Raw genomic sequence first — 18965 nt, 5'->3', positions numbered from 1 at the left:
ACAGCAACCCTATGACGGTGTCGACACAGATGGCCAGCAAAAAGCAGATGTTGTGGGACGACGGCGAGCGGGTGTTTGCTCGCGAACTCGACCAGAGAGAGGGTCGTCGCAGTGTTCTGGTGATGCGCCCGGCCCACGCTCAACCGCTGCCCGCGACCCTTGATCGCCTGGCGCATGAATACAGCCTCAAGGACGATCTCAATGCTGAATGGGCGCTGCAACCGCAAGCCCTTGAACGCGCAGGCGCAACGACACGCCTGTTATTCGACGATCCCGGCGGCGAGCCGCTGTCGCGCTTGCTGACCGCTCCGCTGGACACCGAGACCGCCCTGCTGCTGGCGATCAACATCGCCGTGGCGCTGGGCCGCCTGCACCAGTGCGGTCTGGTGCACAAAGATCTCAAGCCGCAACACATGCTGGTCAATTGCAGCGACGGCCAGGCACGCCTGACCGGCTTCGGCCTCGCCTCACGTCTGCCCCGTGAACGGCAAGCGCCGGAGCCGCCGGAAACCATCGCTGGCACCCTGGCCTACATGGCACCGGAACAAACCGGGCGGATGAATCGCTCGATCGATTCGCGCAGTGATCTGTATGCCTTTGGCGTATCCCTTTATCAAATGCTCACCGGCTCGCTGCCGTTCAGCGCCAATGATCCGATGGAATGGGTGCATTGCCACATCGCGCGCTTACCGATGCCAGCGTGCGAACGGGTGGCCACCGTGCCGGCGATGCTCTCGCGGGTGGTCATGAAGTTGCTCGCCAAGACCGCTGAGGAACGCTATCAAACCGCTGCCGGGGTCGAGCATGACCTGCGCCGTTGCCTGAACGATTGGCAGCGTGCCCGGCACATCGAGACTTTCACGCTGAACGAGCAGGGCGCGATCGATCGCCTGTTGATCCCGGAGAAACTCTACGGGCGCGAGCGCGAAGTGCAAACGCTGATCGATGCGTTCGCACACGTAGTGCAGAGCCAATCGCCAAAACTGGTGCTGGTGTCCGGTTACTCAGGCATCGGCAAGTCCTCGGTGGTCAGCGAGTTGCATAAAGTGCTGGTGCCGTCGCGGGGGCTGTTCGCCTCCGGCAAGTTCGACCAGTACAAGCGCGATATTCCCTATGCGACGCTGGTTCAGGCCTTTCAAGGACTGGTGCGCACGCTGCTGGGCAAGCGCCGCGAAGTGCTCGTTGAATGGCGTGCGGCGCTTTTACAGGCGCTGTCACCGAATGCGCGGTTGATGACCGAATTGATCCCCGAACTCAAGCTGATTATCGGCGAGCCACCACCGGTGCCGGAGCTTGAACCGCAACAGGCGCAGCAACGTTTCATGCGAGTGTTGCAGCGCTTTATCAGCGTGTTTGCCCGACCGGAACACCCGTTGGCGCTGTTCCTCGATGACCTGCAATGGCTGGATGCGGCGACGCTGGATCTGCTCGAAGAACTGCTGACCCGTGCCGAGGTTGGCCACCTGCTGTTGGTCGGCGCCTACCGCAATAACGAGGTCGATGCCGACCATCCGCTCAGCAGCAAACTCAAAGCCATTCGTAGTGCCGGCGCGCACATCGACGAGATTCGCCTGACCCCGCTTGCCGGTGTGCACATCGAACAACTGATCGCCGAATCCTTGCGCTGCCCACCCGCGAGCATCGTCACCCTGGCGCGGCTGGTGCTGGACAAGACCGGCGGTAATCCGTTTTTCGTCATCCAGTTTCTCCAGGCCCTCGCCGAGGAGGAACTGCTGATTTACGACCATCAATTCAACCGTTGGCGCTGGGATCTGGAGCTGATCAACGGCAAAGGCTACACCGACAACGTTGTCGATCTGATGGTCGGCAAGCTTGCGCGTTTGCCACTGGAAACCCGGCAGGCCCTGCAACAGCTGGCGTGTCTGGGGAACGTCGCGCGGATCGACACGCTGGCCACTGTGCTCGATCTGTCCCCGGCTCGCGTGCACGCGGCGCTGTGGCCGGCGGTGCGCCAGGATCTGGTTGAACGTCTGGACGGTGCCTGTGCGTTTGCTCACGACCGTGTGCACGAGGCGGCTTACTCGCTGATCGCCGAAGCCGAACGTGCGCAGACGCATTTGCGCATTGGCCGGCTGTTGGCGCTGCAAACGTCGGACGAAGGCCGCGAAGAGGCAATCTTTGAAATTGTCGGCCAGCTCAATCGCGGCGCCAGCCTGATCAGCGCCCGTGCCGAACGTGAGCAGTTGGCCGAATTCAACCTGCTCGCCGGTCAGCGCGCCAAGGCTTCGACCGCTTACACCTCTGCGTTGACCTATTTGGGCGCGGGCGCGACGGTGCTTGGCGAACAAGGCTATGACAGCCGCCATGAGTTGGCGTTTGCCCTGGAGCTGAACCGCGCCGAGTGCGAATTTCTTACCGGACAATTGGCGCTGGCCGACGCCCGACTGCAGGTTCTGGCCGAGCGCGCGGCAACCACAGTGGAGCGCGCGGCGGTGACCTGTCTGCACATGGATGTCTACCTTTTGCTCGATCGCAGCGACCGCGCGGTTGCCGTCTGCCTGGCCTATCTGCGTCAGGTTGGCATCGACTGGACGGCACATCCGGACGATCAGCAAGTACGCCGGGAATACCAGCAGATCTGGGTGCAACTGGGTGAGCGCAGCATCGAACAACTGATCGACTTGCCGTTGATGGAAGATCCGGCCTCACTGGTGACGCTGGATGCGTTGAGCAAGCTGTTCGCACCGGCGTTGCAGTCGGACGCCAACCTTGCCTGCCTGACCATTTGCAAAGCGGTCAGCCTGAGCCTGCAACATGGCAATTGCGATGCCTCTTGCGTGCTTTATGCCAACGTCGCCCGCGTCGCCGGGCGGCGCTTCGGCGACTATGCCGCTGGCTACCACTTTGGCCGTTTGGGGTGTGATCTGGTCGACCGACGTGGCCTGACACGCTACGAGGCGAGCACTTATCTGTGCTTCTCGATCTTCGTGGTGCGCTGGATGCGCCCGGTGCGCGAGTGCCGCGAATTGCTGCGCCGTGCACTCAGCGCCGCCAACCGCATCGGCGATTTGCCCTACGCGGCGTATGCCGGCAACAGCCTGATTTCTGACCTGCTGTTTATTGGCGAACCGCTGGCGGAGGTGCAGGTTCAGGCCGAAGCGGGGCTGGCCTACGCGCAGAAAATCCGCTTCGGGCTGGTGGTGAACTTCATGAGTTGCCAACGAGCATTGATCCGCATGCTGCGCGGGCAGACTGTGGAATTTGGCAGTTTCAACGATGAACAATTTGATGAAACGCGCTTCGAGGCGAAACTCGCTGCGCCTGATCTGGCGTTGGCCCGTGGCAAATATTGGGTGCGCAAGTTGCAGGCGCGCTATCTGGCCGGGGATTACGCGGCAGCGGCTGATTGCGCGGCTCAGGCCCGGGAATTGATGTGGGTAATTTCTTCGTTTTTCGAGGAGGCCGAATACCACTTCTACGCAGCACTGACGTTGGCTGTTCATAGCGACGCCGATACCGATCCACTGCAACGCTTGGCAGAGCACCACGATCAACTGCAAATCTGGGCACAGCAGTGTGCCGAAACCTTTGCCAGCCATGTGGCGCTGGTCGGCGCCGAAATCGCGCGGGTTGCGGGGCAAATGATCGAAGCAGAGTTGCTGTACGAGCGGGCGATTCAATTGGCGGTGGATAGCGGTTTTGTCCACATCGAGGCTTTGGCCAACGAACTGGCGGCGCGTTTCTACGGCGCTCGCGGTCTGGCGAAAATCGCCCGCGTCTACTTGCAAGACGCACGCTACGGTTACTTGCGTTGGGGCGCCGATGGCAAGGTGCGGCAACTGGAGCGGCGGCACCGTTTTCTGCGCCAGGAAGACGCGCAGCCGAGCGCGACTGCGACCATCATCACCGCCGTTGAGCATCTGGATCTGGCCACAGTGCTCAAGGTGTCCCAGGCCGTGTCTGGCGAAATTGTTCTCGACCGGTTGATTGAAACGGTCATGCGCACCGCCATCGAACAGGCCGGCGCCGAGCAGGGTGTGCTGATTCTCACCGAAGGCGAGACGCCGTATATCGCCGCGCGAACGCGCATTGGCGACAGCGCCACATTACTGTGCAATGAGCCCGTCAATGCCGCGGCGCTGGCCGAATCGGTGCTCTACCAGACCCTGCGCACCGGCGAAAACCTATGTCTGGACGATGCCGTCGCCGATCCGGCATTCGCCGCCGATCCCTACATGCACCAGCACGGCGCCCGCTCGATTCTGTGCCTGCCATTGATGAATCAAGGTCGGGTCGCTGGGGCGCTGTACCTGGAAAACAATCTGTCGGCCGGCGTGTTCAGCCCGGTGCGCATTGCCGTTTTGCGGCTGGTCGCTTCACAAGCGGCAATCTCGCTGGACAACGCGCGGCTGTATCGCGACGTCGCCGAGCGTGAAGCAAAGATTCGCCGGCTGGTCGACGCCAACATCATCGGCATCATTGTCTGGAGTGTCGAAGGAGAAATCATCGAGGCCAACGACGCTTTCCTGCGCATGGTCGGCTATCAACGAGATGATCTGCTTTCGGGGAAAGTGCATTGGCGCGACATGACCCCACCGGCTCGGCGCGCCGAAAGCGAAGCGGCGCTCGCGACGGCGATCCGCACCGGGCGTGCCCAGCCGTTCGAAAAGGAATACATCCGCAAAGACGGCAGCCGCCTGCCGGTGATCGTCGGTCTGGCCGCATTCGAAGCCAGTCAGCAACAGGGCGTGGCGTTTGTCCTTGATCTCAGCGAACGCAAACAAGCGGAAGAACAAGTACGCGAAGGCGAGCGCCGTTACCGCCAGGTACAAGCGGAACTGGCCCACGCCAACCGCGTGGCGACCATGGGCCAGCTGGCGGCGTCAATCGCTCACGAAGTCAACCAGCCGATCGCCGCCACCGTGACCAATGCCAACGCCGCGTTGCGCTGGCTCGGCGCACAACCACCGAACACCGGTGAAGTCGAACTGGGGCTCAAGCGCATCATCAACGATGGTAACCGCGCGGCCGACGTGCTCGGTCGCATCCGCGCGCTGATCCGCAAGACACCACCGCAACGGCAAGCGCTGGATCTCAATGCGGTGGTGGAGGAGATGGTCGGGTTTACGCGCAGTGAGGCGACTCGATATGGGGCGATGGTGTCCGTGCAACTGGCCAGCGACTTGCCGGCGGTATTGGCCGACCGGGTTGAGTTGCAACAGGTTCTGCTCAATCTGATCGTCAACGGCCTCGAAGCCATGGCGGTGATGGCGGAGGGCGTGCGTCGGCTGTCCATCACCAGCGATGTTGCCGGTGGAAACGTGCGGATTACCGTCAGCGACTCCGGGCCGGGATTTGCCTGCGAGCGCGCGGAAGAAGTCTTCACCGCGTTCTACACCACCAAACCCACCGGACTGGGGATGGGCCTGTCGATCTGCCGCACGATCATTGAGGCGCATGGCGGACGCTTGTGGGCGGAGGCGAATGCGCCTTGTGGGGCGCGGGTTGTGTTGGCGTTGCCGGGGTATAAGCAAAGTCCTTTCGCCGAAGGCGGATGCGATTGAGTTGCCGAGTTATGAGGCACTGCAGCGAACATAGGTTGCAATGTGCGCGAGGTGACCAGTCGGTGTTTATCGTGAACACATAGTTCTCGAATGTCGATATCAGACACGATCATGGCGCAATCAGGCTACTGACTCATCGGGCAGGCCGGGTAAGGTGAGGTGTCTTTAAGTCAAGATAACCTCATAAAGATCATGGGGTTGATAAGAACTGCGGCGGTTGAAGGGGGCTTCTTTCGGGAAGTCCTGCAGGCAACGATGATGATCGTTTGCCCGCATCAATTAGCTTGAATGTCGATCAGCAGAGAATAAAAAAACCAATGATCAGCCCTAACTCCATGGATTCGAGTAGCCAATTGGCGCAGGGCTTCAAGCCTCGTCACGTCACCATGCTGTCCATCGCCGGGATCATCGGCGCCGGTTTGTTCGTAGGTTCAGGGCATGCCATTGCCGCAGCGGGGCCGGCGGTTCTGCTGGCTTATCTGTTCTCCGGTTTGCTGGTGGTGCTGGTCATGCGCATGCTCGGTGAGATGGCGGTGGCCAATCCGGATACCGGCTCATTCTCGACCTATGCCGATCAGGCGATCGGGCGCTGGGCCGGTTTTACCATCGGTTGGCTCTACTGGTGGTTCTGGGTGTTGGTGATTCCCATCGAAGCGCTGGCGGCCGGGCATGTGCTGAATCAATGGTTTCCACAGGTGGATGCCTGGTTGTTCGCCTTGGGCTCGATCATTGCACTGGTGGTGACCAACCTGTTCAGCGTGTCCAAGTATGGGGAGTTCGAATTCTGGTTCGCCATGGCCAAGGTTGTGGCGATCATCGGTTTTATCGGTCTCGGTTTTGCGGTGTTGATGGGCTGGATTCCCGACAGGCAAGTCAGCGGCTTGAGCGGGTTGATGGCCGACCACGGCGGATTTTCGCCCAACGGTCTGTCGGCGGTTGTCGGCGCGTTCATCACCATCATGTTCAGTTTCATCGGTACCGAAGCGGTGACCATTGCCGCTGCCGAATCCAACGACCCCTCGCGAAACATTGCCAAGGCCACGCGCTCAGTGATCTGGCGCATCGGCGTGTTTTACCTGCTGTCGATCTTCGTGGTGATCTCCGTGGTGCCGTGGAATGATCCGTTGCTGGCCTCGGTCGGCTCTTATCAGCGCGCGCTGGAAATCATGAACATTCCCCACGCCAAGTTCATGGTCGACATCGTCGTACTGATTGCAGTGGCCAGTTGCATGAACTCCTCGATCTACATTGCCTCGCGCATGCTGTACTCGCTGGGCCGGCGAGGCGATGCGCCGAAAATGCTCAAGGCGACTTCCTCGGCAGGCGTGCCTCGAGCAGCAGTGATTGCCAGTACCGTGCTCGGCGCGTTGATCACCGTGTGGAGCTACTTCATGCCCGCCGGGCTGTTTCAATTCCTGCTGGCCAGCTCCGGCGCGATTGCCTTGCTGGTGTATCTGGCGATCGCGGTATCGCAGTTGCGCATGCGGCGGATTTTGCGTCAGCGCAATGTCGAGCTGACCTTTCGCATGTGGCTGTTTCCGTGGCTGACCTGGCTGGTGATCGTGTTCATCTGCGCCGCGCTGGCGGTGATGATGATCACCCCGGAGCATCGCACCGAAGTCACCACCACCATCGGACTGGCACTGGCGATTTCCTTTATCGGCCTGGTGACGTCGCGTCACCCTGCGCCGGCGGCGACGGTCACGTCGGTGGGGTAAAAAATCGGCAGCTCATTGCGCTGAACCTTTCGCTGGCGCCCGGATTTGCGTCAAAGCCTGAACGACATTGGCTGCCATTTTTTCAGGACTGATCGTCCCGTCCAATCGCAACACCGAGGCCGTTTGCGCTGATAACCACGCCTCGTGCCAGGCGCGATTGCGTCCTGAAAAGTCCGGATTGTCGTACTGCGAGGCCCATTCTCGAAAGGCGACATGTATCTCATGCATGTCGCCACCCGGTGCAATCCGCTCTCCAAAGCGTTGCTTTTCCCGTGCCGCCAGCCGTTCGAGGCGAACGGACGTTGGTGTGACAACGAACACAATCAGATCGGCATGGGCAATCAACGCATCCCCCCAATCAATACAAGAACCCGTCAGCACCCAATCGTCGTCACCGAGTTCTTGCTGCATCAATGAAACACGCTCACTGACCGAACGCTTGGTTGTGAACGGAGGATTGGTAGGCATCCAGAAGAAATCGTCGACATCGACCTGGCGTATGCCCAGTAGAAGGGCGAGGTGCTGACCCAAAGTCGTCACGCCCGCACACGAAGCGCCTGTAATGTAGATCCGCAATTCTTCCTCCTTGAGTCTTGGCCGGTTTCGGGGGCAGCAATATATCAAGATCTCCTTGCGTGTCAGTGCCGCTATTCAGGACTCACGGTTTATCACTGCCGATTCCGCATCCGTATAGTTCTTGCTCCATCAGGCGATTGGCCATAAACCCTCCTGTTCAGGTCAATGAAGCCGGTGAGTCACCGGCACAAGGAGGAATCATGGACGCCAGCGCAATTCCCGAAGGTTTCGCCCCGTTTACCCGCAGCAGTCCGCTGCTTGATCTGCTTGGTCCGATCTACGCGAAGGGCAGCGGCCTACAACTGGAACTGGGATTGCTGACCGACTCACGCCATGCCAATGGCCGGGGCACCTTGCATGGCGGCGTGTTGGCGACGTTGGCCGATGTCGGTATGGGTTACGCCATGGCCTTTTCCTGCGACCCGCCACAGCCATTGATCACCGCGAGCATGACCCTGGATTATCTCGGCGCGGTAAAAATGAACGAGTGGCTGCAAGTGCGTCTGGAATACTCGAAAAAAGGACGCCAACTGGCGTTCGCCGCCGTCAGCTTGCATGTCGGGGAGCGAACGGTGGCGCGGGCCAGTGCGGTGTTTGCGGTGCCGATGGGTTGAAAAGGCAGGGCCATCAAGGCGTTGGTCCACAGACCACAGCATGATGCTGATCGAATGAGTGTGGTCCAGTGGAATGACGGCATGTAGTCGGTAGTGGCTTGCCAACCACTGCTTTCGGCCAATAGCAGACATTCGATTGAGTGCCTCTTCGAACCAAACTGCCGATCTTCACCTAGCGATTGCGGCGTTTCTAGCTACGCTTGCCAGCAAGAGACTGGCGTAAGTACGCCAGCTCTTGAATTGCGGACTCGGGAGCCAACATACATGGATAGCATGCAGGACGTTTACCCATCAGCGACCGTTCTGGTGGTCGACGATACACCCGATAACCTGATGCTGATCGCAGAGTTGCTCAAGGACAAATATCGGGTCAAGGCCGCCAACAGCGGCGAAAAGGCCCTGCGCCTGCTACAGGCAGACCCGCTTCCCGACCTGATCCTGCTGGACATCATGATGCCGGGCCTGTCCGGTTATGACGTTGCCGAGCAGCTCAAGCTTGACGCTCGCATTCGTCACATACCGATCATTTTCCTGACCGCCATGACCGCTACGCAGGACGAGATTCGCGGCTTGAGCCTCGGTGCTGCGGATTACATCACCAAGCCGATCATTCCCCCGGTTCTGATGGCCCGGGTCGAGATTCAGATCAAGCTCAAGGCCGTTGCCGATTTCCTGCGCAATCAGAACGATTTTCTGGAGCAGGAAGTGCAACGGCGCACCCGCGAGGTGATCGCCATCCAGGATGTCACGATCCACGCCATGGCCTCGCTGGCTGAAACCCGTGATAACGAAACCGGCAACCACATTCGCCGCACCCAGCACTACATCAAACGCCTGGCTGAACTGTTGCGCAATCACCCGCGCTTCCGGGACTTCCTCGACGAGGACACCATCAAACTGCTCTTCAAATCGGCACCGCTGCACGATATCGGCAAGATTGGCATTCCTGATCGCATCCTGCTGAAACCGGGACGGCTGACCGCCGAAGAGTTCGAGATCATGAAAACCCACACCACATTGGGACGCGACGCCATCCAGCACGCCGAGGATCAGTTGGGAATAAACGTCGACTTCCTTCATCTGGCCAAGGAAATTGCCTACGGCCACCAGGAAAAATGGGATGGCAGTGGCTATCCACAGGGTGTGGCCACCGATGACATCCCGATCAGCGCCCGATTGATGGCCGTGGCGGATGTCTACGATGCGCTGATCAGTCGCCGCGTGTACAAGCCCGGCATGCCCCACGAGCAGGCGGTGAAAATCATCCGCGAAGGCCGGGGCTCGCATTTTGATCCGGACATCTGTGACGCGTTTCTCGCCAATGCCGAACAGTTTCGCGCAATTGCCGAGCAATTTGCCGACAGCGACCAGGACATGGCCAGGCAGTTAGCCCTGCTTGAGCAAATTGCTGATCGTCCCTGAGCCCCGCGCATCACTCTGCACATCCAGCTGAAAGAGGCCGTTTATGAACAGACTGTTCGAGATGCTCGAGCGCCTGTCCCTGCGCAGCAAATTGATCATCGGCTTCGCGGCGTTGATGACATTGATCCTGATACTCGGCGTGCAAAGCCTGCGCACCCAGTATTCGCTCAGGCATGAAATGCAGCAGCTGTACCAACAGGATCTTGCCGGTATCCAGCATGTGCAGGAAGTTCGGGTGCAACTACCGCATCTGTTGCTGGCCATGCAACGGGCGATCGCGACCAATAACGCCGACATCCGCATCAGCGCCAGGGCGCAGATGGACCGCGCCCAAGAGCGCCTCCTCGAAGCGTTGGCGCAGGTGCGTCCAACACTGCGCAGACAGAGCAGCATCAGCAGCCTGCTGGAATTCGAACGGGTATTACAGCGTCTGCAAAAAGATGGCGATGAAGCGTTGGAGTTCGCCGGCAAGGGGTCCTTGGGTCAGGCCTTGATGTTGCTCAACAGTAAGGATTTTCTTGCGTTGGAACAGGGCGGCGACGGGTTGCTCAACCAGATCGAGAAAAACAAGGAAGCCGACATCCACGATACGGCGAAGAACCTCGCTGAGTACGCCCAGCGCAGCAGCATGATCACCTATGTCTTGCTGTTGGGCGGTTCAACGCTGGCTTTGCTGTTGACCTGGCTGGTCAGCTATTCCATTCGTGTGCCGCTCAACCGTGTCCGCGTGGCGGTTGATGAATTGGCGTCGGGCAAGCTGGACGGCCAGATCCCCCACACCGACCTGCGCAACGAAACCGGCGACCTGGCGCGGGCCATTGCCACGCTGCAAGTGGAGGCTTGTCAACTTGAACGCCAGCGTTGGGTGAAAGGCCATGCCTCGCTCCTGCAAGTGGATCTGCAACAGGCTGAGACGCCACAGCAGTTGGCCCAGGCTTTTTTCAGCCGCATCGCGCCCCGTTTGGGCATGTGCCAAGGGGCGCTTTACGTGCTTTATGAGGGCGCGTCGCGCCTGCAATTAGTCGGCGGTTATGCGGTGGACAGTGAGCACCCGTTGCCCGCCGAGCTTGAACTCGGTGAGGGGTTGCTTGGCCAGTGCGCACTGGATCGCCAACCCCGTCAGCTTGAGGATCTGCCCGAATCGTTCTGGCATGTGCGCGCGCAGTTGGGCGCAGCCGCCGCCAGCCATCTGATGGTGCAGCCGGTGCTGCGTGGCGAGCGCCTGCTCGGGGTTGTGGAAATGGCTGGCTTTCACTCGCTGGAGGAGAAAGAGGCGTTGCTCTTGCAAGAAGTCCTGCCCAGGCTGGCCGGTGCGATGGCCATTATGGAACGCAGCGAGGCAGCCCAGGCGCTGCTGCAGGAAACACGGCGCCAGGCTGACGAAATGGGCGCGCAAACCTTGCTGCTGGAACACCAGGCCAGAGAGCTGGAGGCCCAGCAGGCAGAACTGCGCGCCACCGAGGCCTGGTACCGCGGCATCATCGAGGCAGCACCGGACGGCATGCTGGTGCTGGGAGCCGACGGCCGCATCCTGATGACCAACCCGCAAATGGACACCTTGTTTGGTTACGCCCCCGGCGAGCTGATTGGCGCCAGCATCGAGCGTCTGGTACCGCAGGCTGCCCGCGAGCGGCATGTCAGGTTACGCGACGGCTTCATTGCCAGTGGCGGAACCCGGCAGATGGGCGGCGATCTGGACGATTTGAGCGGAGTACGCAAAGACGGCAGCCTGTTCTCCGTGGAAATCGGCCTTTCCCATTTGCCCCGCCTCGAGGGGCGTGGCGTCTGTGTGTGTGCCTCGGTGCGCGACGTCAGTGAGCGCCGGGCGATGGAAGCCAGGCTGCGAACTGCCAGCGATCGCCTGAACCTGGCACAAGAGGCCGGTGACATCGGGCTATTCGACGTCGATCTGGTCAGCGGCACCAACTATTGGACTCCCCAGCTTGAAACACTGTTCGGACTTGAGCCTGGCGGCTTCGGTGGTTCGTTGGCGCACTGGAAGGCGCTGGTGCATCCCGAGGATGTGGCGCGAGTCAGCAGCACCTTCGAGAGCGCCGTTCAGAGTGGCGATGATCGCGTCGAGTTCGACTTCCGGATCGTGCGTAAAAACGACGGGCAGGTGCGCACGTTCCGCTCGCTGAATCGCTTCTCACGCACACCTGACGGCAAGCCATTGCGCGCAACCGGCATCAACATCGACGTCACCGCACTGGCAGAGGCTAGGGCTGCAGCGGAAGAGGCCACGCTGGCCAAGAGCGAGTTCCTCGCCAACATGAGCCATGAGATCCGAACACCGATGAACGCCATTATCGGCATGAGCCACTTGGCGCTGCGTACAGAACTGGATAAACGCCAGCGCAACTACATTGAAAAGGTGCACCGATCAGCGGAGAACCTGCTGGGAATCATCAACGACATCCTCGACTTCTCCAAGATCGAGGCCGGCAGGATGAGCCTCGAACACGTGCCTTTCCGCCTGGAGGACGTATTCGACAGCTTCACCTCGATGATTGGCCTGAAGACCGAGGACAAGGGCCTGGAGTTGTTGTTCCAGATCCCGCCCGACTTGCCCACGGCACTGCTGGGCGATCCTCTGCGGTTGGGGCAAGTGCTGATCAACCTGGGCAACAACGCAGCCAAATTCACCGAGCACGGTGAGATCGTGGTCGGAGTGGAAGAAGTGGGGGCGCACACGGACAGTGTGCAACTGCATTTCTGGGTCCGCGACACAGGCATTGGCATGACCGTCGAGCAGTGTTCACGCCTGTTTCAGTCATTCAGCCAGGCGGACAGTTCGATCACCCGCAAATACGGTGGCACCGGGTTGGGGCTGTCTATCTCGAAGAAACTGGTGGAGCTGATGGCCGGCCGAATCTGGGTCGAAAGTGAACCGGGGATCGGCTCTACATTCCATTTCCAGGTGCAACTCGGCGTGCAGCAAAACGTGCAGCCGCGCCGTATGTTCAAGGCCGGCGAACTGCTTGGTATGCGGGTACTGGTCGTGGATGACAACACCAGTGCCCGTGAAATTCTCTCGGGCATGGCACGCAGCTTTGGCCTGGAAGTGGATGTCGCGCAGAGCGGTAGTCTGGCGCTGCGCATGTTGGCCGACGCCGAGCACAAGGTATTGCCTTACGATCTGGTCTTGATGGACTGGCGGATGCCCGGCATGGATGGCATGGAGGCCGTGAGCAGAATGCATTCCGCCAGTCTGATGCGCACACCATCGGTCATCATGGTGACCGCTTTTGGCCGCGAAGAAGCCCGCGAAGAAGCCGAACGCCAGGGCCTCCAGTTGCCGGTGATACTGACCAAACCCGTTACGCCGTCCTCGTTACTCGAAGCCATCGGTGTCGTGCTGGGCAGAGACACGAACAGCGATACTCGGGCTGGCGAACGCTCCCTACAGAATGCCGATACCGTCGCCAGTCTCAAGGGAGCGCGGCTGCTTCTGGTCGAAGATAACGAACTGAATCAGGAATTGGCCAGCGAGCTGCTGGAAAGTGTCGGAATACGCTTGCGACTCGCCACGCACGGCCAAGAGGCCTTGGATATCCTCGGCGAGGATGACGACTTCGATGGCGTGCTGATGGACTGCCAGATGCCAGTGATGGATGGCTACACCGCCACCCGGCAAATTCGCCAGCAACCGCGCTTCAGCACTCTGCCGGTGATCGCCATGACCGCCAACGCTATGGACGGTGACCGCGAGCGTGCGCTCGAATGCGGCATGAACGACCATATCTCCAAGCCACTGAATGTCGAAACGATGTTCGCCACAATGGCAAAGTGGATCAAGCCACGAGCCGCTCAAGCACCACTGAACGCAGTCTTCGCCGATGGCTTGCCAGATCGTCTTGAGGGCATTGATCTGGCGGCGGGTCTCGCCACCTGCATGGGGCGGCGGGATCTCTACTTACGTCTGCTCTGCAAGTTTCGCGATACTCAGACAGACTTTGCCGGGCAATTCCAGGCCGCACGAATCGATCCGGATCCTGGTGCCGCGGGACGGCTGGCGCACAGTTTGCGCGGCACCGCCGGCAACATCGGCGCCAAGGCTGTGGCGCAGGCTTGCACGTTGTTAGAACAGGCCTGCCAGAACGGCGAGCCGGCTATGGTAGTGCAAGCGCTAGCGATGCAGGTCGAACATTGCTTGCTCCCGACCCTGGCGGCTCTGGCCAACCTTAAAACAAACACACCGGCCTCCATGGATGGCTACCCGCTGGACGACTCGGCAATCAGCGAGCAACTGAACAGGCTTATTGTTCTTTTGGACGAAGGTGATACGGCGGCTTCGGACGTGCTGGTGGCACTGCGCAATATGCCACTCGATCGAGCGATGGCAGAACGGCTGGCACTCGCCGCGGCGCAGGTGGAACTGTTCGACTTTGATCGCGCCTTGCAGCTCATTCAGGATAAATGAGCGGGTAGCAGGTAGCCGCTAACCATTAACTGCGATTATCGACTCGACCCAGTCCAGGCCAATACCTGGAACCCCAAGGATCCCGGGTACATGCCGATCAGCTAAGCTGTCTGCTCAGACGACTTGAGCAGTGCACGATGCAGCGAACAAATCCGCTTTCATGTTGGGAGTCGACGGGCAAAGGAAATGTTTAATTTCTTTTTGACGTTTTTGTTCGTGTTGATCCCCACGGCGTCACTTTCACTCGACAGTTATCTGCGTTACCGAGTGGCAAAAAACCGCCCGGTGAGCAAGGCGTGGAAAGGTTGCAATCACGTGCTTGCGATCCTGCTGATCATGCAGTTGCTGGGTTTGGCGCTGTACTTCTTTTACCTCGCCTGAGCCTGAACGTTTATGCCAGTTCGTCAGGCACCTTAACGGCCTCGATGCGCGCCGAAATCCATTGCCGACTGTAGGCCAGAACGCCCTGAGCGAGGGCCGTGGGGAAGTGGATAAAGCCGTGGGGCGAGGAGGGCAGCAGGTACATGTCGACCGGCGCCGATTGCGCCCAGCGTTTGGCCATGTCGAGGGTGTCGTCGCGCAGTGGATCGAGTTCACCGGCAAACAGCAGGGCGGGCGGGAAACCGCTGAAGTCGCCGTACAGAGGTGATAACGGTGGCTGACGGCGCTGTTCGTCAGTCATCTCCGGGGTGAGCAGGCGCAGTGCCTCGACCATGCCGGGGCCGTCCAGCACCAGTGTGTCGGCAGGCGCGCTGCGTACGCTTGGGGTTCCGGTCAGGTCGTAGACGCCGTAATACAGCAGCGCGGCGCTGATGCGTTGCAGCAACTCCGGCCACTGCTTGAGCGCCAGCAAGGTCGCCGCGGCCAGATGACCGCCCGCCGATTCACCGACCACCACCACGGGTAGACCGGCAAATTCGGCATCACTCAATACCCCGCGAGTGGCGCTGAGGCAGTCTTCCAGCAGACCTTCAATCGGTGTCGACACCGCTAAGCGATAATCGACCGAGACCACCGTCACCTGGCAGGTGTTGACGATGGCGATGTTGAAATTGTCGTCCATCTGCGCATTGCCGATCACCCAGCCGCCACCGTGGAAGTCCAGCACCACGCCTTTTGCCGGACCTTTGGGGCGGATGATCCGCACCGGTACATTCCCCAGCATCTTCTGCTCAGCCGTCAGACCATGCTCGCGCAACTTCCTTGCACCGCCGACCTGACTGACGCGCAACAGTGCCTGAATCAAGCGCGGCGTCAGGCGATTGCGGATCTTGAAACGCGGCAGCCAGGCGAGTTTGCGGTTGAAGGCGCGCACCTGCGCCAACTCGCGCTGGCCTTGCGGCCACGGTGTTTCGGTCCCCCAATTGGCATTGGTCATCAGCGGTTCTTGATCAGGATGGAGAAATTCAACGCGGCGGCCACACACAGCCACGCCAGATACGGAAACAGGATCAAGCCAGTGATCAGGTCCAGTTGTATCGCCAGCACCACCATTGCCGCAACCACCAGCCACAGCACCGTGAGAATCACCATCGCCGCCAGCACCTGATGCGCGCCGAAGAACACCGGCGTCCACAGTGTGTTCAACGCAATCTGCGCCGCCCACAGCGCCAGCACAGTCTGGCTGCCGGGGATCAGGCTCAAACGGTAACCGGCCCAGGCCAGCAGCAGGTAGATAATCGTCCAGGCCACCGGGAACGCCCAGTTGGGCGGGGTAAAACCGGGTTTGTTCAGTGTTTCGTACCACGGCCCCGGTTTGAACATCACGCCGGTGGCTGCCGCTGCTGCGCAGGCCAGAAGAAAAATAAAAAAGGTCATCGCCGATCCTTGGCTGCAAGCAGCCGGTAAGGGGTTTAAGAAAAGGACGTCCCGGCGCGCGAAAAGTTTGCTATGAAATCCAGATTGACCGGAGAGGCTATTCAATTTGAACTAAAAACTGACCACCGCGTCAGGATAATCAGTCGCCTTTTTCTACTGACGCGGATGACATCATGTACACCTATCACATCGATTACCGATTCAACGGCGAGCCTCGCACCTTTCTGCTTGAACTCAAAGAACAGCAGCTAGCCGAGCACGAGGCCGCGATGCATCTGCTCGAGTTGCACCTGGGCGACGCGGAAAATGGCCTGATCATGCCCACTGCGGATTCGACGGCCGAGGAGATTCTCGAGCATGCAGAGCGGGTAGGGATTACAGACATCAAGGTTGTCAGCCAAACCAATTGAAGTGCACAGCAGACGTTGGCAACGGCGGTGATCCATCGCATGCTGTGTGCCCACTTCACTGTACGCCCGGAGGACACGCCTTGACCTTGAGCCGCGCTGATCTTGCTTACGTTCTGCAAGTCCTGGAGCAAGACACGATTCACGACCTGAGCCTTATTTGTCAGGCTGTGCAGATGAATCCTCGCGACCTGTTGAATCAAGTCGCGATTGCCATGGCCGATCAGTTCCTTAGCGGTGAGCGCGATTTTCACGCATGCGACGAGGTGATGAATCTGTTGTTCGGCGATATCGTTAATGTCGGCATGGATGCCGAAATGCCCGAGCCGGCTTTTTCCATCTACCTCGCGTTTGATTCCGGAGAGCATAGGCACACCGGTGATAACGAGGAGGTCGTACCGTGGGAAAAATGGACGCGACCTGAGCTCGTGCAGATTCTTGATCGGCTGACGGGTAGCTTGTCCGAGGCTCGTCGATAGTTACACGCTCTCTAGCGCTGGGTGGTCGACAAGCAGGTTTGCCCGCTCTTGATAGAACCGCAAAAACTCCTGCGCCGGCATCGCTTTGCCGAACAGCCAGCCCTGACCAAACTGCACACCGTGACCGCGCAGGTAATCGCGCTGGGCTTCGGTCTCAATGCCTTCGGCAACGATCTGCAGACGCAGACTCTTGGCCATTTCGATGATGTGGCCGGTCACTGATCCGGTGGCCGCGTCTTGCTCGATGTTATCGACGAACGACTTGTCGATCTTCAGCACATCCAGCGGCAATTGCTGCAAATGCTGAAGACTGGAAAAACCGGTGCCGAAATCGTCGATGGCTGCGAGATAGCCCAGCTCGCGGGCGCGATTGACTGTCGTGCGCGCGGCGTCGATCTCGACGAAACCGCGTTCGGTGGCTTCCAGCCAGATCTGCTGTTGCTGCACATCGGCGCGGCGTAATGCGGCCTCCAGCTTCGGCAGAAAGCGGCCGCTGCTGACGTCTTTGGCAGCCAGGTTGATTGCCACGTGCAAGCCGCGCTCCTTGACCAGCAACGGGCCGAGGTCATGCATCACATTGTCGATGACCTGATCGGTGATCGGCAAAATCAAACCGCTGTGCTCGGCCATGGGGATAAACGCATCGGGGCAGACCCGCGTACCGTCCGGGTGCTGCCAACGCACCAGTGCCTCAGCGCCAACGCAGGCGCCGTCGTCCAAGCGAATAATCGGTTGATAGTGAACGACGAACTCACGGTTGCGCACCGCCAATTGCAATTCGGCCAGCGGCGACAGGCGTTGGCGAGTGCGGCGCACGATCCGCAACACCAGCACGCCGGCGAGTAAACCGCCGATGGGCAGCATCAGCATTTCCCGGCGAACCAAGCCCTGCATCAGCTCATGGCGGGACAGCGCGGCGATCGCCACCCAGTCGCCGCTGTGCACGAGGGTGTAGAGGTAGCCGTCGTCGAGCCCCGAGTGCGGACCAGAATGCACCCGAGCGAGAAAGTGTTCCGCGCCGGGGCGCGAGGCGCTGACCAGTTGCCCGGCAGCGGTGCCGACGGCCAGATGCAGATCCTCATCGAGCGTTACATGCAGGAACTGCTGTGGATCGACCAGCACATTGAACGCGGCGTATTGCAGGGCCATCATCGGTTTGGCCGCGACGATGCGCGACTGCACACCGAGGGATACGCGCACACCGTCGGAGGTGATGAAGTCTTCCTGCCACGGCGCCGCATGCTGGCCGACCGTACCCCACGAACCGCAGGCGTAAATCTCTTCTTCGACGTAACCGATCGACTTCACTGACAGGGTGTTGATGGTCAGCAGCCGCATCTCGTCGATGCTCTCGGGCGTGCAGGGGGCGAGGTTCGAACCGGCGATGCTCTTCAGCGCACCGGCCGCTTCGCTGAAGGTGCCATTGGCGCGGCTGGAGGCCACCGCCGCGAGGGTTTCCAGGCGCTGCTGCGCCGCCGCCAGATTCAACATCCAGGCGACGTAACCCATCAAAAGGAGCGGAAGCAAGACACACGGAAGGCCCAGGAGAATGCTCCCCCAGACAATGCGTTTTTTGTTCATTTGGCGCCACCTTGGCCACAAGGCCTGTGACGTGCGCACAGCACGGCTGTTTTCAGCCACTGCACAATAACGCCGCCGGAATCGGCGGATATTGTTATAGATCAACTATTCCACTGCCGGCCTTCAATCCCTGTGGTTTGCCACAGGTTTGCGGCAAACCACAGATCTCTAATAGACCAAAGAACCCTGTAGGAGTGAGCCTGCTCGCGATCGCGGTCTATCAGCCACATCATTGCTAAATGACCCACCGCTATCGCGAGCAGGCTCACTCCTACAAAATTTGTGTCAAATCCAGGATATCCAGCAATCCCGAACTCCTGCAGTTTTTGTGTGAAAACCCAGATATCCAGCATCCCGAAGAACCCTGTGGGAGCGAGCTTGCTCGCGAAGGGGCCCTGTCAG

13 protein-coding genes are annotated in these 18965 nt (G+C 59.9%); 8 read left to right on the top strand and 5 right to left on the bottom strand.

The genetic code is table 11. The features are described from left to right. Window positions 1–29 precede the first annotated feature (29 nt). Together ACIPIZ_RS03100 and gabP are read left to right on the top strand one after the other, a co-directional pair. Window positions 30–5525 carry an AAA family ATPase gene (locus ACIPIZ_RS03100; RefSeq protein WP_401163913.1) on the top strand — a complete coding sequence of 1832 codons (5496 nt, stop codon included), beginning with the start codon at window positions 30–32 and terminating at the stop codon, window positions 5523–5525. 317 nt (window positions 5526–5842) lie between these two features. Continuing rightward, window positions 5843–7243, top strand: coding sequence for a GABA permease (gene gabP, locus ACIPIZ_RS03095; protein ID WP_401163911.1), 1401 nt, complete (start codon window positions 5843–5845; stop codon window positions 7241–7243). Window positions 7244–7255: 12 nt separating this feature from the next. Here gabP and ACIPIZ_RS03090 read toward each other — a convergent pair whose 3' ends face one another. After that, window positions 7256–7819 (bottom strand): adenylate kinase, encoded by a 564-nt coding sequence (locus ACIPIZ_RS03090; protein WP_401163909.1) that lies wholly within the window; start codon window positions 7817–7819, stop codon window positions 7256–7258. A 200-nt stretch (window positions 7820–8019) separates the two neighbouring features. Here ACIPIZ_RS03090 and ACIPIZ_RS03085 point away from each other — a divergent pair, with 200 nt between their 5' ends. From ACIPIZ_RS03085 to ACIPIZ_RS03070, 4 genes are all read left to right on the top strand, one after another. Next, the gene (locus ACIPIZ_RS03085; RefSeq protein WP_236431212.1) at window positions 8020–8433 is read left to right on the top strand and encodes a PaaI family thioesterase; all 414 of its coding nucleotides are present in this window, start codon (window positions 8020–8022) and stop codon (window positions 8431–8433) included. A gap of 264 nt (window positions 8434–8697) precedes the next feature. Then, window positions 8698–9855 (top strand): HD-GYP domain-containing protein, encoded by a 1158-nt coding sequence (locus ACIPIZ_RS03080; protein ID WP_401163907.1) that lies wholly within the window; start codon window positions 8698–8700, stop codon window positions 9853–9855. Between the two features lie 43 nt (window positions 9856–9898). Further along, window positions 9899–14278, top strand: a complete 4380-nt coding sequence (locus tag ACIPIZ_RS03075) for a response regulator (RefSeq protein WP_401163905.1) — start codon at window positions 9899–9901, stop codon at window positions 14276–14278. 186 nt (window positions 14279–14464) lie between these two features. Beyond that, complete coding sequence (locus ACIPIZ_RS03070) at window positions 14465–14659, top strand: hypothetical protein (protein ID WP_064390330.1); 195 nt, start codon at window positions 14465–14467, stop codon at window positions 14657–14659. Window positions 14660–14669: 10 nt separating this feature from the next. On the opposite strand, the gene ACIPIZ_RS03065 is transcribed toward ACIPIZ_RS03070, so the two are convergent. Continuing rightward, window positions 14670–15656, bottom strand: a complete 987-nt coding sequence (locus tag ACIPIZ_RS03065) for an alpha/beta hydrolase (protein WP_401163902.1) — start codon at window positions 15654–15656, stop codon at window positions 14670–14672. Continuing rightward, window positions 15656–16096 (bottom strand): TspO/MBR family protein, encoded by a 441-nt coding sequence (locus ACIPIZ_RS03060; protein ID WP_064390328.1) that lies wholly within the window; start codon window positions 16094–16096, stop codon window positions 15656–15658. The genes ACIPIZ_RS03065 and ACIPIZ_RS03060 overlap by 1 nt, the downstream gene beginning before the upstream one ends. 173 nt (window positions 16097–16269) lie before the next feature. Here ACIPIZ_RS03060 and ACIPIZ_RS03055 point away from each other — a divergent pair, with 173 nt between their 5' ends. Next, window positions 16270–16506, top strand: a complete 237-nt coding sequence (locus ACIPIZ_RS03055; RefSeq protein ID WP_401163900.1) for a hypothetical protein — start codon at window positions 16270–16272, stop codon at window positions 16504–16506. Between the two features lie 80 nt (window positions 16507–16586). Then, window positions 16587–16982, top strand: coding sequence for a hypothetical protein (locus ACIPIZ_RS03050; RefSeq protein WP_122660613.1), 396 nt, complete (start codon window positions 16587–16589; stop codon window positions 16980–16982). Here the strand turns inward: ACIPIZ_RS03050 and ACIPIZ_RS03045 are convergent, their stop codons facing one another. Together ACIPIZ_RS03045 and ACIPIZ_RS03040 are read right to left on the bottom strand one after the other, a co-directional pair. Beyond that, window positions 16983–18491 carry an EAL domain-containing protein gene (locus ACIPIZ_RS03045; RefSeq protein ID WP_401163898.1) on the bottom strand — a complete coding sequence of 503 codons (1509 nt, stop codon included), beginning with the start codon at window positions 18489–18491 and terminating at the stop codon, window positions 16983–16985. A 173-nt stretch (window positions 18492–18664) separates the two neighbouring features. After that, on the bottom strand, window positions 18665–18916 hold the full coding sequence (locus ACIPIZ_RS03040) for a hypothetical protein (protein WP_401163895.1): 252 nt from the start codon (window positions 18914–18916) through the stop codon (window positions 18665–18667). Between the last annotated feature and the right edge of the window lie 49 nt (window positions 18917–18965).

The sequence above is a fragment of the Pseudomonas sp. NPDC087690 genome (assembly GCF_044743175.1).
In the GTDB taxonomy this organism is placed as follows: Bacteria; Pseudomonadota; Gammaproteobacteria; order Pseudomonadales; family Pseudomonadaceae; genus Aquipseudomonas.
The sequence above is the reverse complement of the archived record's forward strand: the minus strand, read 5'-3'. Positions and strand labels throughout refer to the sequence as shown.

Bases quoted from the DNA above. Each gene is read 5' to 3' on its own strand.
- ACIPIZ_RS03075 (WP_401163905.1), top strand. From the start codon at position 9,899: ATGAACAGACTGTTCGAGATGCTCGAGCGCCTGTCCCTGCGCAGCAAA.
- ACIPIZ_RS03045 (WP_401163898.1), bottom strand. From the start codon at position 18,491: ATGGGTTACGTCGCCTGGATGTTGAATCTGGCGGCGGCGCAGCAGCGC.
- gabP (WP_401163911.1), top strand. From the start codon at position 5,843: ATGATCAGCCCTAACTCCATGGATTCGAGTAGCCAATTGGCGCAGGGC.
- ACIPIZ_RS03080 (WP_401163907.1), top strand. From the start codon at position 8,698: ATGGATAGCATGCAGGACGTTTACCCATCAGCGACCGTTCTGGTGGTC.
- ACIPIZ_RS03055 (WP_401163900.1), top strand. From the start codon at position 16,270: ATGTACACCTATCACATCGATTACCGATTCAACGGCGAGCCTCGCACC.
- ACIPIZ_RS03085 (WP_236431212.1), top strand. From the start codon at position 8,020: ATGGACGCCAGCGCAATTCCCGAAGGTTTCGCCCCGTTTACCCGCAGC.
- ACIPIZ_RS03060 (WP_064390328.1), bottom strand. From the start codon at position 16,096: ATGACCTTTTTTATTTTTCTTCTGGCCTGCGCAGCAGCGGCAGCCACC.
- ACIPIZ_RS03070 (WP_064390330.1), top strand. From the start codon at position 14,465: ATGTTTAATTTCTTTTTGACGTTTTTGTTCGTGTTGATCCCCACGGCG.
- ACIPIZ_RS03040 (WP_401163895.1), bottom strand. From the start codon at position 18,916: ATGCTGGATATCTGGGTTTTCACACAAAAACTGCAGGAGTTCGGGATT.
- ACIPIZ_RS03100 (WP_401163913.1), top strand. From the start codon at position 30: ATGGCCAGCAAAAAGCAGATGTTGTGGGACGACGGCGAGCGGGTGTTT.
- ACIPIZ_RS03065 (WP_401163902.1), bottom strand. From the start codon at position 15,656: ATGACCAATGCCAATTGGGGGACCGAAACACCGTGGCCGCAAGGCCAG.